The sequence below is a fragment of the Pseudomonas sp. 1912-s genome (genome assembly GCF_029269205.1).
Taxonomy (GTDB): domain Bacteria; phylum Pseudomonadota; class Gammaproteobacteria; order Pseudomonadales; family Pseudomonadaceae; genus Aquipseudomonas.
This window is the reverse complement of sequence record NZ_JARIXR010000009.1, coordinates 42,208-54,974: the sequence shown is the minus strand read 5'-3', so window position 1 is coordinate 54,974 and position 12,767 is coordinate 42,208. Positions and strand designations below refer to the sequence as shown.

At 60.8% G+C, this 12,767-nt stretch carries 15 protein-coding genes; 14 read left to right on the top strand and 1 reads right to left on the bottom strand.

What is annotated here, in order from left to right; translation table 11 throughout:
• Nucleotides 1-7: 7 nt before the first annotated feature.
• Nucleotides 8-1,000, top strand: coding sequence for a S49 family peptidase (locus P3C29_RS13700; RefSeq protein ID WP_010165876.1), 993 nt, complete (start codon nucleotides 8-10; stop codon nucleotides 998-1,000).
• Between the two features lie 130 nt (nucleotides 1,001-1,130).
• Here P3C29_RS13700 and P3C29_RS13695 read toward each other — a convergent pair whose 3' ends face one another.
• Nucleotides 1,131-1,709 (bottom strand): nucleoside triphosphate pyrophosphatase, encoded by a 579-nt coding sequence (locus P3C29_RS13695; RefSeq protein WP_275964718.1) that lies wholly within the window; start codon nucleotides 1,707-1,709, stop codon nucleotides 1,131-1,133.
• Between the two features lie 105 nt (nucleotides 1,710-1,814).
• Here P3C29_RS13695 and P3C29_RS13690 point away from each other — a divergent pair, with 105 nt between their 5' ends.
• The 13 genes from P3C29_RS13690 (at nucleotide 1,815) to P3C29_RS13630 (ending at nucleotide 12,691) form a co-directional block, all read left to right on the top strand.
• A complete protein-coding gene (locus tag P3C29_RS13690) occupies nucleotides 1,815-2,342 on the top strand; it encodes a YceD family protein (protein WP_010165880.1) in 528 nt (175 codons plus the stop codon).
• A 13-nt stretch (nucleotides 2,343-2,355) separates the two neighbouring features.
• Nucleotides 2,356-2,538 carry a 50S ribosomal protein L32 gene (gene rpmF / locus P3C29_RS13685; RefSeq protein ID WP_004371305.1) on the top strand — a complete coding sequence of 61 codons (183 nt, stop codon included), beginning with the start codon at nucleotides 2,356-2,358 and terminating at the stop codon, nucleotides 2,536-2,538.
• A 4-nt stretch (nucleotides 2,539-2,542) separates the two neighbouring features.
• Nucleotides 2,543-3,553, top strand: a complete 1,011-nt coding sequence (gene plsX / locus P3C29_RS13680) for a phosphate acyltransferase PlsX (RefSeq protein ID WP_081480041.1) — start codon at nucleotides 2,543-2,545, stop codon at nucleotides 3,551-3,553.
• A gap of 126 nt (nucleotides 3,554-3,679) precedes the next feature.
• Nucleotides 3,680-4,618, top strand: coding sequence for an ACP S-malonyltransferase (gene fabD, locus P3C29_RS13675; RefSeq protein ID WP_177131013.1), 939 nt, complete (start codon nucleotides 3,680-3,682; stop codon nucleotides 4,616-4,618).
• Between the two features lie 27 nt (nucleotides 4,619-4,645).
• On the top strand, nucleotides 4,646-5,389 hold the full coding sequence (gene fabG, locus P3C29_RS13670; protein WP_004371297.1) for a 3-oxoacyl-ACP reductase FabG: 744 nt from the start codon (nucleotides 4,646-4,648) through the stop codon (nucleotides 5,387-5,389).
• Between the two features lie 192 nt (nucleotides 5,390-5,581).
• Complete coding sequence (gene acpP / locus P3C29_RS13665) at nucleotides 5,582-5,818, top strand: acyl carrier protein (RefSeq protein WP_010165887.1); 237 nt, start codon at nucleotides 5,582-5,584, stop codon at nucleotides 5,816-5,818.
• A gap of 110 nt (nucleotides 5,819-5,928) precedes the next feature.
• Nucleotides 5,929-7,173 (top strand): beta-ketoacyl-ACP synthase II, encoded by a 1,245-nt coding sequence (gene fabF, locus P3C29_RS13660; protein WP_010165889.1) that lies wholly within the window; start codon nucleotides 5,929-5,931, stop codon nucleotides 7,171-7,173.
• The gene (pabC, locus tag P3C29_RS13655) at nucleotides 7,173-7,988 is read left to right on the top strand and encodes an aminodeoxychorismate lyase (RefSeq protein WP_275964717.1); all 816 of its coding nucleotides are present in this window, start codon (nucleotides 7,173-7,175) and stop codon (nucleotides 7,986-7,988) included. Before fabF ends, pabC begins: the two co-directional genes overlap by 1 nt.
• A gap of 1 nt (nucleotide 7,989) precedes the next feature.
• Nucleotides 7,990-9,114 carry an endolytic transglycosylase MltG gene (gene mltG, locus P3C29_RS13650; RefSeq protein WP_275964716.1) on the top strand — a complete coding sequence of 375 codons (1,125 nt, stop codon included), beginning with the start codon at nucleotides 7,990-7,992 and terminating at the stop codon, nucleotides 9,112-9,114.
• A gap of 19 nt (nucleotides 9,115-9,133) precedes the next feature.
• Complete coding sequence (gene tmk / locus P3C29_RS13645) at nucleotides 9,134-9,766, top strand: dTMP kinase (protein WP_275964715.1); 633 nt, start codon at nucleotides 9,134-9,136, stop codon at nucleotides 9,764-9,766.
• Entirely contained in the window at nucleotides 9,759-10,748 is a 990-nt protein-coding gene (locus P3C29_RS13640; protein WP_275964714.1) for a DNA polymerase III subunit delta', read from the top strand. The genes tmk and P3C29_RS13640 overlap by 8 nt, the downstream gene beginning before the upstream one ends.
• Nucleotides 10,749-10,811: 63 nt before the next feature.
• The gene (locus P3C29_RS13635; RefSeq protein WP_017475806.1) at nucleotides 10,812-11,597 is read left to right on the top strand and encodes a TatD family hydrolase; all 786 of its coding nucleotides are present in this window, start codon (nucleotides 10,812-10,814) and stop codon (nucleotides 11,595-11,597) included.
• Nucleotides 11,598-12,034: 437 nt separating this feature from the next.
• Nucleotides 12,035-12,691 (top strand): TetR/AcrR family transcriptional regulator, encoded by a 657-nt coding sequence (locus P3C29_RS13630; RefSeq protein ID WP_010165901.1) that lies wholly within the window; start codon nucleotides 12,035-12,037, stop codon nucleotides 12,689-12,691.
• Nucleotides 12,692-12,767: the final 76 nt, after the last annotated feature.

Genomic DNA, 12,767 nt, shown 5'->3' with positions numbered 1-12,767 from the left:
AGATGGCATGACCGATGAGTGGAAAGCGCCTGAGAAGGCCGGTTCCGACAACAATGGCGATGACAAAAGCTGGAAGTTGCTGGAAAAAACCCTGCTGGCCAGTGTCCAGGAGCAGCGTCGCTCCCGGCGTTGGGGGATCTTTTTCAAGCTGCTGACCTTTATTTACCTGCTGGGCATGCTGGCGCTGTTCAGTCCGTTGATGGACATGGAAAAGAGTGCCACCCGTAGTGGTAACTACACGGCGTTGATCGAAGTGCGCGGAGTGATTGCCGACAAGGAGTCTGCGAGTGCCGACAATATTGTCAGCAGCCTGCGGGCCGCCTTCGAGGACTCCAAGGTCAAGGCCGTGATCCTGCGCATCAACAGCCCGGGCGGCAGTCCGGTGCAGTCGGGTTATGTGTATGACGAGATTCGTCGCCTGCGCGCGCTGCACCCGGACATCAAGCTCTATGCGGTGATCTCCGACCTGGGCGCCTCGGGCGCCTATTACATCGCCAGCGCCGCCGACCAGATCTACGCCGACAAGGCCAGCCTGGTGGGTTCCATTGGTGTGACGGCGGCGGGTTATGGGTTTGTCGGCACCATGGAGAAACTGGGGGTTGAGCGGCGTACGTACACGTCCGGCGAGCACAAGTCGTTCCTGGATCCGTTCCAGCCGCAAAAGGCGGATGAAACCCAGTTCTGGCAGGGTGTGCTGGACACCACTCATCGGCAGTTCATCGCCAGCGTGAAGCAGGGTCGCGGTGACCGGCTCAAGGATAAAGAGCATCCGGAGCTGTTCTCCGGCCTGGTCTGGTCTGGTGAGCAGGCGCTGCCGTTGGGTCTGATCGACGGCCTGGGCAGTGCCAGTTCGGTGGCGCGGGACGTGATTGGCGAGAAAGAGCTGGTGGACTTCACCGTTCAGGAGTCGCCGTTTGACCGTTTTTCCAAGAAGCTGGGTGCCAGCGTGGCCGAGAAGCTGGCGCTGTACATGGGCTTCCAGGGTCCGACCCTGCGCTGAAGCCTTGAAAGCGGCTTGACTCAAAATGTGGGAGCTGGCTTGCCTGCGATAGCATCACCTCGGTGCGACTGATGTACCGAGGTGATGCTATCGCAGGCAAGCCAGCTCCCACATTTGTTTTGGGGTGTTCTCAGGGAATCTGCACGCCTTCGGCCAGCAGCATGTCCACCAGCCTAATCAGTGGCAGGCCCACCAGGCTGGTCGCGTCCGGCCCTTCAGTGCTTTGAAACAGGCTCACCCCCAAACCCTCGGCCTTGAAGCTGCCAGCGCAGTCGTAGGGCTGTTCGATCCGCAGGTAGCGCTCGATGCGTGCCGCGTCCAGCGTGCGCATGTGCACGGTGAAGGGGATGCAGTCGACCTGGCAGTGCCCGGTGGCGCTGTTCAGCAGTGCCAGGCCTGTGAGGAAGCTGACGCGCTTGCCGCTTGCCGCCAGCAGTTGCTCGCGGGCCTTCTCGAAGGTGTGGGGCTTGCCGATGATCTGGTCGTCGAGCGCGGCGACCTGGTCCGAGCCGATAATCAGGTGCCCCGGATGGCTGCCGGCCAGGGCGCGGGCCTTTTCTTCGGCGAGGCGCTTGACCAGTTCCACGGCGGACTCGTCCGGGCGGCGGCTTTCGTCGATATCCGGCGAGCTGCAGATGAACGGCAGGTGCAGGCGGTTCAACAATTCCCGGCGATAAACCGAGCTGGAAGCGAGTAATAAAGGCAGCATGGGCGTCTCCTCAAGGCAGTCGCGGATTCTAGCGGGGAGGTCCAGCGACGGACAGGGCTGAATTTCCTTTGACATGGCCGGGTGCATCCCTATAATGCTGCGCCTATGTTGAATGACCCGATTCCACCTCACGTTGACCCGCGCAAATTGGCTGATCGTGGCACCACCCTTCAAGGTGAGCTGCTCCTGGCCGATTTGGAGAGACTCTGCGACCCGCTTTCCGACACTGTCGGTACGGTGCAGGCTAAATTTATTTTTGAACGAGATGAACGTAAGTCTGTGGTAATCCACAGCTTTATCGACACCGAAGTCAAAATGGTTTGCCAGCGTTGTCTTGAGCTGGTCACCCTGCCGATCCACAGCGAATGCAGTTATGCTGTGGTGAAAGAGGGTGCGAATACCCAGTCGTTGCCGAAAGGTTATGACGTGCTGGAACTGGGCGAAGATCCTTTGGATCTGCAGTCACTGATCGAGGAGGAGCTTTTGCTCGCCTTGCCCATTGTGCCTGCTCATCATCCGGAAGAATGCCAGCAGCCGGCGGGTCTCGATGAGCCCGAACCGAGCGAGGACGAGGTAACGCGGTCCAACCCGTTCAGTGTATTGGCGCAGTTAAAGCGTGACCCAAACGTTTAGGAGTTAATCAATTATGGCTGTTCAGCAGAACAAAAAATCCCGCTCTGCCCGTGACATGCGTCGTTCGCACGACGCCCTGACGGCAAGCACTCTGTCTGTAGAAAAAACCACCGGTGAAGTTCACCTGCGTCACCACGTATCGCCAGAAGGCGTATACCGTGGCCGTAAAGTGATCGACAAGGGCGCTGACGAGTAATCACTTGTCTGCTCAAGTCATCGCGATTGACGCAATGGGCGGGGACTTCGGTCCCCGCAGCATTGTTCAGGCCTGCATTGCTTGCCTGTCTGCCACGCCCTCGCTGCACCTGACCCTCGTCGGTCAACCCTCCTTACTTGAAGAACTGATTGCCAGCCATCCGGCGGTGGATCGCGCGCGCCTGACTATTACACCGGCCAGCGAAACCATCACCATGGATGAAAAGCCTGCGCAGGCCTTGCGCGGCAAGCCTGATTCTTCGATGCGGGTGGCCCTGGAGCTGGTGCGCGACGGCAAGGCCCAGGCCTGTGTCAGCGCCGGCAATACCGGGGCGTTGATGGCGTTGTCGCGGCACGTGCTGAAGACCCTGCCGGGCATTGACCGGCCGGCGATGGTTGCGGCGATCCCGACCCAGCAAGGTTATTGCCAGTTGCTGGACCTGGGGGCGAACGTCGATTGCAGTGCCGAGCATCTGTTGCACTTTGCATTGATGGGCTCGGTGGCGGCCGAAGCGCTGGGCGTGGCCCGGCCTCGGGTGGCGTTGCTGAATATCGGCACTGAAGACATCAAGGGCAATCAGCAGGTCAAGCTGGCGGCGACGCTGCTGCAAGGCGCGCGAGGCTTGAACTACATCGGTTTTGTCGAGGGTGACGGTTTGTATCGCGGCGAAGCGGATGTGGTGGTGTGCGACGGTTTTGTCGGCAATATCCTGCTCAAGTCCAGCGAGGGCCTGGCGACGATGATCGCCGGGCGCATCGAGGCCTTGTTCAAACGCAACCTTGCTTCACGCCTGGTGGGCGCCCTGGCGCTGCCCTTGATGCGGCGCTTGCAGGCTGACCTGGCACCGGCGCGGCATAATGGCGCGAGTTTCCTGGGTTTGCAGGGCATCGTGGTCAAAAGCCACGGTTCGGCGGGGGTGCAGGGTTTTCAAAGTGCCATCCAGCGGGCCTTGATCGAGATCCAGGAAAACCTGCCGCAACGCTTGCATGGCCGCCTTGAGGATCTGTTGCCTTAGGCGAATCGGGCCGGAAATGCTTAAATGTGACCGGCCAGTTCAATTGACCATCCAATCTGTCAGTTTCTCGCGCTCCCACATGTGGGGCGCCAATTTCCGACGACCAGATCATTAGGGGCTTGTTACATGTCTACATCCCTCGCATTCGTCTTTCCAGGGCAGGGTTCGCAGTCCCTCGGCATGTTGGCCGAGCTGGGCGCGGAACATCCGCTGGTCCTGGAAACTTTCAAGGAAGCTTCCGATGCCTTGGGTTACGACCTGTGGGCACTGACCCAGCAAGGGCCGGAAGAGCTGCTCAACCAAACCGACAAGACCCAACCGGCCATCCTGACCGCCTCCATCGCCCTGTGGCGCCTCTGGCTGGCTGAAGGCGGTGCGCGTCCGGCCTACGTCGCCGGTCATAGCCTGGGCGAATACAGCGCCCTGGTGGCCGCTGGCAGCCTGACCCTCGGTGAAGCGGTCAAGCTGGTGGAGCGTCGTGGCCAGTTGATGCAGGAAGCGGTTCCAGCCGGGCAGGGCGGCATGGCTGCCATCCTCGGCCTGGAAGATGCTGACGTGATCGCCGCCTGTGCCGAAGCGGCCCAGGGCGAAGTGGTCAGCGCCGTCAACTTCAACTCCCCTGGCCAGGTGGTGATCGCCGGTGCCAAGGCCGCCGTAGAGCGCGCCATCGAAGGCTGCAAGGCCCGTGGTGCCAAGCGTGCATTGCCGCTGCCGGTCAGCGTGCCGTCCCACTGCGAGCTGATGCGCCCGGCTGCCGAGCGTTTCGCCGAGTCCGTCGCCGCCATTAACTGGCAGGCGCCACAGATTCCGTTGGTGCAGAACGTGAGTGCCGCCGTGGCTCCCGACCTGGAAACCCTCAAGCGCGACCTGCTGGAGCAACTGTACAAGCCGGTCCGCTGGGTTGAGTCGGTGCAGACCCTGGCTGCCAACGGCGCCACCCAATTGGTAGAGTGCGGCCCCGGCAAAGTCCTGGCCGGCCTGAACAAGCGTTGCGCCGAAGGCGTGTCGACTTCCAACCTCAATACCCCGGATGCCTTCGCTGCCGCTCGCGCAGCCCTGGCCTGATAATTTCCGAACCTAGGAGAAGCCTGCATGAGTCTGCAAGGTAAAGTTGCACTGGTTACCGGCGCAAGCCGTGGCATTGGCCAGGCGATCGCCCTGGAGCTGGGCCGTCTGGGCGCTGTTGTCATCGGTACCGCCACCTCCGCCGCTGGCGCTGAGCGTATTGCCGCGACCTTGAAGGAAAACGGCGTTCAGGGCACCGGTCTTGAGCTTAACGTGACCAGCGATGAGTCCGTGGCGGCTGTATTGGCTGAAATCACGGCGCAATTCGGTGCACCGGCTATTCTGGTGAACAACGCCGGTATTACCCGCGATAACCTGATGATGCGCATGAAAGACGACGAGTGGCATGACGTCGTTGATACCAACCTGAACAGTCTGTTTCGCCTGTCCAAGGGTGTTTTGCGCGGCATGACCAAGGCCCGTTGGGGACGAATTATCAATATTGGCTCCGTAGTGGGTGCCATGGGCAACGCAGGCCAAGTAAACTACGCAGCCGCCAAGGCCGGTCTGGAAGGTTTCAGCCGTGCACTGGCGCGTGAAGTGGGCTCGCGGTCGATTACGGTCAACTCGGTGGCCCCAGGGTTCATCGACACCGATATGACCCGCGAACTGCCTGAAGCGCAGCGTGAAGCGTTGCTGACGCAGATTCCGCTGGGCCGTCTGGGCCAGGCTCAAGAGATCGCGAATGTGGTCGCTTTCCTGGCATCGGACGGTGCGGCATACGTGACTGGGGCTACAATCCCGGTGAACGGCGGGATGTACATGAGTTAAATTGTGACGGATCGCTTCAAAAAAATGTCATACGAGCTGTCTAAAATCCGTTATAAAGCTGCAATCTATTTATAGGCAGATGGCCGATAGGGTACGAGGGTGAAGCTTTCAGTTGAAAAGCTGAAAAGCCTTTCTATACACTTACCCACTGGCCAGCTGCCTGAATTTGTCCATTAGGAGTGAAAACAAGGTATGAGCACCATCGAAGAGCGCGTCAAGAAAATCGTTGCTGAGCAACTGGGCGTTAAAGAAGAAGAAGTGACCAACACTGCTTCCTTCGTTGAAGACCTGGGTGCCGACTCCCTTGACACCGTTGAGCTGGTGATGGCTCTGGAAGAGGAATTCGAGACCGAAATCCCGGACGAAGAAGCTGAAAAAATCACTACCGTTCAAGCTGCTATCGACTACGTTACTAGCCACCAGGCGTAATAGTTTGTAATCGTCGCTTGCTGTGATGGAAAAACCGCACTGCCCTATGGCGTGCGGTTTTTTCCTTTAAGCCTGATGCAAAGTGTCGTCATTAGAAAAAGGAGAGTGCTGTGTCGCGTAGACGCGTCGTAGTCACCGGTATGGGTATGTTGTCGCCACTGGGTACGGATGTGCCGAGCAGTTGGCAGGGCATTCTGGCTGGCCGCAGTGGTATTGGTCTGATCGAACACACGGACCTTTCTGCCTATTCCACCCGTTTTGGCGGCTCGGTAAAGGACTTCAATGTCGAGGAATATCTCTCGGTCAAAGAGTCCCGCAAACTCGACCTGTTCATTCAATACGGCCTGGCAGCCGGTTTTCAGGCGGTGCGTAATGCCGGCCTGGAAGTTACCGACGCCAACCGTGAGCGCATCGGCGTGGCCATGGGTTCGGGTATTGGCGGTCTGACCAATATCGAAGAAACCAGCCGCACGTTGCATGATTCCGGCCCCCGTCGAATTTCACCGTTCTTCGTGCCTGGCTCGATCATCAATATGATTTCCGGTTTCCTGTCCATCCACTTGGGTGCCCAGGGGCCTAACTACGCCATTTCCACGGCGTGCACCACGGGCACTCACTGCATCGGCATGGCGGCGCGCAATATCGCCTATGACGAAGCCGACGTGATGATCGCCGGCGGCGCCGAGATGGCCGCCTGTGGCCTGGGCATGGGTGGCTTCGGCGCGTCCCGTGCACTGTCGACCCGCAATGACGAGCCGACCCGTGCCAGTCGTCCGTGGGACAAGGGCCGTGATGGCTTTGTGCTGGCTGACGGCGCCGGTGCACTGGTCCTCGAAGAGCTGGAACACGCGAAGGCCCGTGGCGCTACCATCTACGCCGAGCTGATTGGCTTCGGCATGAGCGGTGATGCGTACCACATGACTTCGCCACCGTCTGACGGTGCAGGTGCTGCACGCTGCATCACCAACGCGTTGCGTGATGCCAAGGTCAACATCGACCAGGTGCAGTACATCAACGCCCACGGCACCTCTACGCCGACAGGTGATCTGGCGGAAGCCGAGGCCATCAAGTCGGTGTTCGGAGAGCACGCCTACAAGCTGGCGGTCAGCTCCACCAAGTCCATGACCGGCCACCTGTTGGGTGCGGCGGGCGCGGTCGAGGCGATCTTCAGTGTGCTGGCCATCAAGGATCAGGTCGCTCCGCCGACCATCAACCTCGATGAGCCGGATGCAGGCTGCGACCTGAACTTCGTGCCTCACGAAGCGCAGAAGATGCCGATCGACGTGGTGTTGTCCAACTCGTTCGGTTTTGGTGGCACCAACGGTTCCCTGGTGTTCCGCCGGTTCGCCGAGTGATGGAAAGCTGGGTCGACGGTCAGCCGGCGGGCGCAGTGCCCCTGAAAGACCGTGGCCTGGCATACGGTGACGGGCTGTTCGAGACCATTGCCGTCAAGGCCGGGCAGCCCGTGCTGCTCGACCGCCACCTGCAGCGCCTTGAAGAGGGTTGCAGGCGGTTGGCGATTGTTGCGGATCAGCCGTTGATTCGCAGCGAATTGCTGGCCTATGCCGCCGCCCTCGGTGACGGTGTACTCAAGTTGATCCTGACCCGTGGCGACAGCCAGCGCGGTTATGGCATCAGCGCTGGCGCTCTCGCGCGGCGCATTCTGCAAGGCAGCCCGCCTGCCACTTATCCCCCGGAACATGCAGCTTCAGGCATTCGCCTGTTTGCGTGTACCACCCGTTTGTCCGAGCAGCCCTTGCTCGCCGGCCTCAAGCACCTCAATCGCCTGGAACAGGTGTTCGCCCGCAACGAGTGGCAGGACGCCGATCACGCCGAAGGTTTGATGCTGGATATGTCCGGTCGAGTCGTCGAAGGCGTCTTCAGCAACCTGTTTCTGGTGCGTGACGGCGTGTTGCTGACCGCTGATCTGAATCGCTGCGGTGTCGCCGGCGTCATGCGGGCCGAGGTGTTGGCCCAGGCGCAGGTGTTGGGCATCCCCACGAGCGTGGCCGACATCAGCGTTGAACAGTTGCAACAGGCCGACGAAGTGTTTGTGTGCAACAGCGTATATGGCATTTGGCCGGTGCGCGGATGTGCTGCGATGAGCTGGCCGGTTGGGCCGCTCACCCGTAAACTGCAGGGCATTGTTCGCGCACTATTGGATATTTGATTTGAGACGTAAATTTGTATTGCTGCTGGAGATCGGTCTGGTCCTGGCGGGTTTGCTGCTGGGCGCTTCGGCCTGGAAGCTCAACTCGGCCCTTGAGCAGCCCTTGAATCTGACCCAGGAGCAATTGCTGGACGTACCGGCCGGCGCGACGCCCACCGGCACCTTCAATCGCCTGGAAAATGACGGCGTGCTCAAGGATGCGTTCTGGTTGCGTCTCTACTGGCGCTTCAATCTCGACGGCCAGCCGCTGCACAGCGGTGAATATCGCATGACCCCGGGCCTCACCGCCGAAGGCTTGATCGGCCTGTGGCAGCGTGGCGAAGTGGTGCAGTACAGCATCACGCTGGTGGAGGGCTGGAACTTCCGCCAAGTGCGTGCAGCCTTGGCCAAACATGAAAAGATCGAGCAAACCCTGTCGGGCCTGACTGACAGCGAAGTCATGGAAAAACTTGGCCACCCCGGTGTGTTCCCCGAAGGCCGCTTCTTCCCGGACACCTACCGCTTCGTGCGCGGCATGAGCGACGTCGAGTTACTGAAAAAATCCTACAACCGTCTGGACGATGTCCTCGCCCAGGAGTGGAGCAAGCGTGCGGCCGACGCGCCGTACACCGAGCCCTATCAAGCGCTGATCATGGCCTCGCTGGTGGAGAAAGAAACCGGCGTGCCGGAAGAGCGCGGCCAGATTGCCGGGGTTTTTGTACGGCGCATGCAGATCGGCATGCTGCTGCAAACCGACCCGACCGTGATCTACGGCCTCGGCGAGCGTTACACCGGCAAGCTGACCCGTGCCCATCTCAAGGAAGCCACACCCTACAACACCTACGTGATCGCCGGCCTGCCGCCGACGCCGATTGCCATGGTCGGGCGTGAGGCGATCCATGCCGCGCTGAACCCGGTGGCGGGCAGCAGCCTGTATTTTGTCGCCCGTGGCGACGGCAGCCATATTTTCTCGGACAACCTGGATGCGCATAACGCTGCGGTGCGTGAGTTCCAGATGAAGCGCCGCGCTGACTACCGTTCCAGCCCGGCGCCCGCGCCGGCGGCAAAACCTGGGGACGCGCCGGTGGATACGCCCGCCGAGCCAACTCCAGCCCCTGACGACGCAGCACCGCAAAGCCCGCAATGACTCTGACTAAGGACTGCCTGTGACTGGCTTGTTTATTACCCTGGAAGGCCCGGAAGGCGCCGGCAAAAGCACCAACCGTGAATACCTGGCCGAGCGCCTGCGCGCCGAAGGTATCGAGGTGCTGCTGACCCGTGAGCCCGGCGGCACGCCCCTGGCCGAGCGTATCCGTGAAGTGCTGTTGACCCCGGGCGACGAACAGATGAATCCCGACACCGAGCTGCTGCTGGTATTCGCCGCCCGCGCCCAGCACCTGGCCGAAGTCATTCGCCCGGCCCTGGCCCGTGGCGCCGTGGTGATTTGTGACCGGTTTACCGACTCCACCTACGCCTATCAAGGCGGCGGTCGTGGCTTATCCCTTGAGCGCATTGCGACGCTGGAAACCTTCGTCCAGGGCGATCTGCGGCCCGACCTGACCCTGGTGTTCGATCTGCCGGTGGAAGTCGGCATGGCCCGCGCCACGGCCCGTGGTCGCCTGGATCGTTTCGAGCTTGAAACCCGAGTGTTTTTTGAGGCCGTGCGCGGTGCGTTTCTCAAGCGCGCCGAAGCCGACCCCGCCCGTTATTACCTGCTGGACGCCGCGCAGCCCCTGACTCACGTACAACAGGCGATTGACACCCTGTTGCCGAAACTCGTGGAGCGTGTCCGTGGCTGAAGCCTACCCGTGGCAGGACAGTCTCTGGCAGCAACTGGCGGGCCGTGCCCAGCACGCCCATGCCTACTTGCTTCACGGCCCGGCGGGCATCGGCAAGCGCGCCTTGGCGGAGCGGTTGATGGCCAGCTTGTTGTGCCAGCGGCCCAACGGCCTGGAGGCTTGCGGCGAATGTAAATCCTGCATGCTGCTGAAGGCCGGCAGCCACCCGGACAACTACCTGCTGGAACCCGAAGAAGCCGACAAGGCGATCAAGGTCGACCAGGTGCGTGATCTGGTCAGCTTCGTGGTGCAGACCGCGCAGATGGGTGGGCGCAAGGTGGTACTCATCGAGCCGGTGGAGTCGATGAACATCAACGCCGCCAACGCCTTGCTCAAGAGCCTCGAAGAACCGTCCGGCGATACCGTGCTGCTGTTGGTAAGCCACCAGTCCAGCCGCCTGCTGCCGACTATCCGCAGCCGCTGCGTGCAACAGGCTTGCCCGTTGCCGAGCGAAGCCATGAGCCTGCAGTGGCTGGCCCAGGCGTTGCCGGAGTGCGGCGAGGCCGAGCGCGTCGAGCTGTTGACCCTGGCCGCCGGTTCGCCCCTGGCCGCCGTTAAGCTCCATGCCCAGGGCGTGCGGGAACAGCGTGCGCTGGTGGTGGACGGCGTGAAGAAACTGCTCAAGCAGGAAGTGTCGGCCACGCAACTGGCCGAAACCGCCTGGAAAGACATTCCCTTGCTGCTGCTGTTCGACTGGTTCTGCGACTGGTCGAGCTTGGTCCTGCGCTACCAACTGACCCAGGACGAAAGCGGCCTGGGCCTTCCGGACATGCGCAAGGTGGTGCAATACCTGGCGCAGAAGAGTGCCCAGGACAAGGTCATGAACATTCAGGACTGGATCCTCGCCCAACGCCAGAAAGTACTGGGCAAGGCCAACCTCAACCGTGTGCTGTTGCTTGAGGCCTTGCTGGTGCAGTGGGTCGGCTTGCTCGGCCGGCGTTAATTTCAGTGGCCGACGGGTGTATCGTTGGCCAGACACTTCCCGTGACTCAAGTTGTAGACCTCTATGCTCGTAGATTCCCATTGCCACCTTGATCGCCTCGACCTGGCCCAGCACGGTGGCTCCCTTGATGCCGCCCTCGAAGCAGCGCGCCAGCGCGGCGTAGGGCATTTCCTGTGCATCGGCGTCAGCGCCGAAAACGCCGCCGACGTCAAAGCCCTGGCCGATCGTTATGCCGACGTCGACTGCTCGGTGGGCATTCATCCGCTGGACCTGAAGCCCGGCGAAGCCCCGGCCCTCGACTGGCTGCTTGGCGAGCTCAATCACCCGCGCGTGGTGGCCATCGGCGAGACCGGCCTGGATTACCACTACGAACCGGAAGCCGCCGAGTTGCAGCAGGCGTCGTTCCGCCTGCACCTGCAAGCGGCACAGCAAACCGGCAAGCCGGTGATCGTCCACACCCGTGGTGCCCGTGCCGACACCCTGACCCTGTTGCGCGAAGCTGCGTTGCCCCAAGCCGGTGTACTGCACTGCTTCACCGAAGACTGGGACATGGCCAAGGCCGCGCTCGACCTGGGGTTCTACATTTCGCTGTCGGGCATCGTCACCTTCCGCAATGCCGACGCCCTGCGCGATGTGGCGCGCCAAGTGCCGGCAGACCGCCTGCTGGTGGAAACCGATTCGCCGTACCTGGCGCCGATTCCCCATCGCGGCAAGCCCAACCTGCCGGAATACGTGCGGGATGTGGCGGATTACCTGGCGATGCTGCGGGGCGAGTCTTACGAGCGTTTTGCCGAACAGACCACCGAAAACTTCAAGCGCCTGTTCCCGCTGGCCCACGTCGGTCACTAAATCGCAGGCAAAAAAAACCCGGGTTCTGGGGGGTGAATCCGGGCTAAGACCATTAGGAGTAAAACAAGGGCACGCAGTCCGTCGGTACCCAGGTCGACGCGTCACTTGGGGGAGATGCCACGCCGACATTTCAAGTATTGATCAGTATCCGATTCAGTCCAGCCACATCTGATCGTTTTTTAAACAGATTTGGAATACGCCCGCTTCGGTTGAGTTCTCATTGATTGCGATGCACAGGCGGCAGCGGGCTGTTTTATTTCTGACTCAAATCGGCTTGTTCGTTGGCATGCTGTAAGTTAAGTGCAAAGGTTGTTCATATAGGCGTTGCCCAGCGACCGTTCAGTCGGGATAATCCCGCGCACCGGGTAAAACGTTCCCACAAGCACGGCTTGGGGCACACCACCCTCCCAATATCCACCTCTGCAGACCTTTTTCTTATGCACAAAGAACCCCGCAAGGTCCGTGAGTTTCGCCGCCGCGAGCAGGAAATTCTCGACACCGCACTCAAGCTGTTCCTCGATCAGGGTGAAGACAGCGTCACCGTCGAGATGATTGCGGATGCCGTGGGTATCGGCAAAGGCACCATCTACAAGCACTTCAAGTCCAAGGCCGAGATCTACCTGCGCCTGATGCTCGACTACGAGCGCGACCTGAACGAGCTGCTGCATTCGGCCGATGTCGACAAGGACAAGGAGGCGCTGTCCCGCGCCTACTTCGAGTTCCGCATGCGTGACCCGCAGCGCTACCGCCTGTTTGATCGCCTGGAAGAAAAAGTGGTCAAGGGCCATCAGGTACCGGAAATGGTCGAGGAGTTGCACAAGATCCGTGCCTCGAACTTCGAACGCCTGACCCTGCTGATCAAGGGCCGCATCAGCGAAGGCAAGCTCGAAGACGTGCCGCCGTATTTCCACTACTGCGCCGCCTGGGCGTTGGTGCACGGCGCCGTGGCGCTGTATCACTCGCCGTTCTGGAGCAATGTGCTGGAAGACCAGGAAGGTTTCTTCCAGTTCCTGATGGACATCGGCGTGCGCATGGGCAACAAGCGCAAGCACAGCACCGATCTGCCGAACGCCGAAACCCCAGCTGCCCAATGATTTACTGCCTTGCGCAGTAACCCAGGAATATACTCAGGCAAGGACTCTTGCTAAAACTTGATTTTTCAGTCAGGTT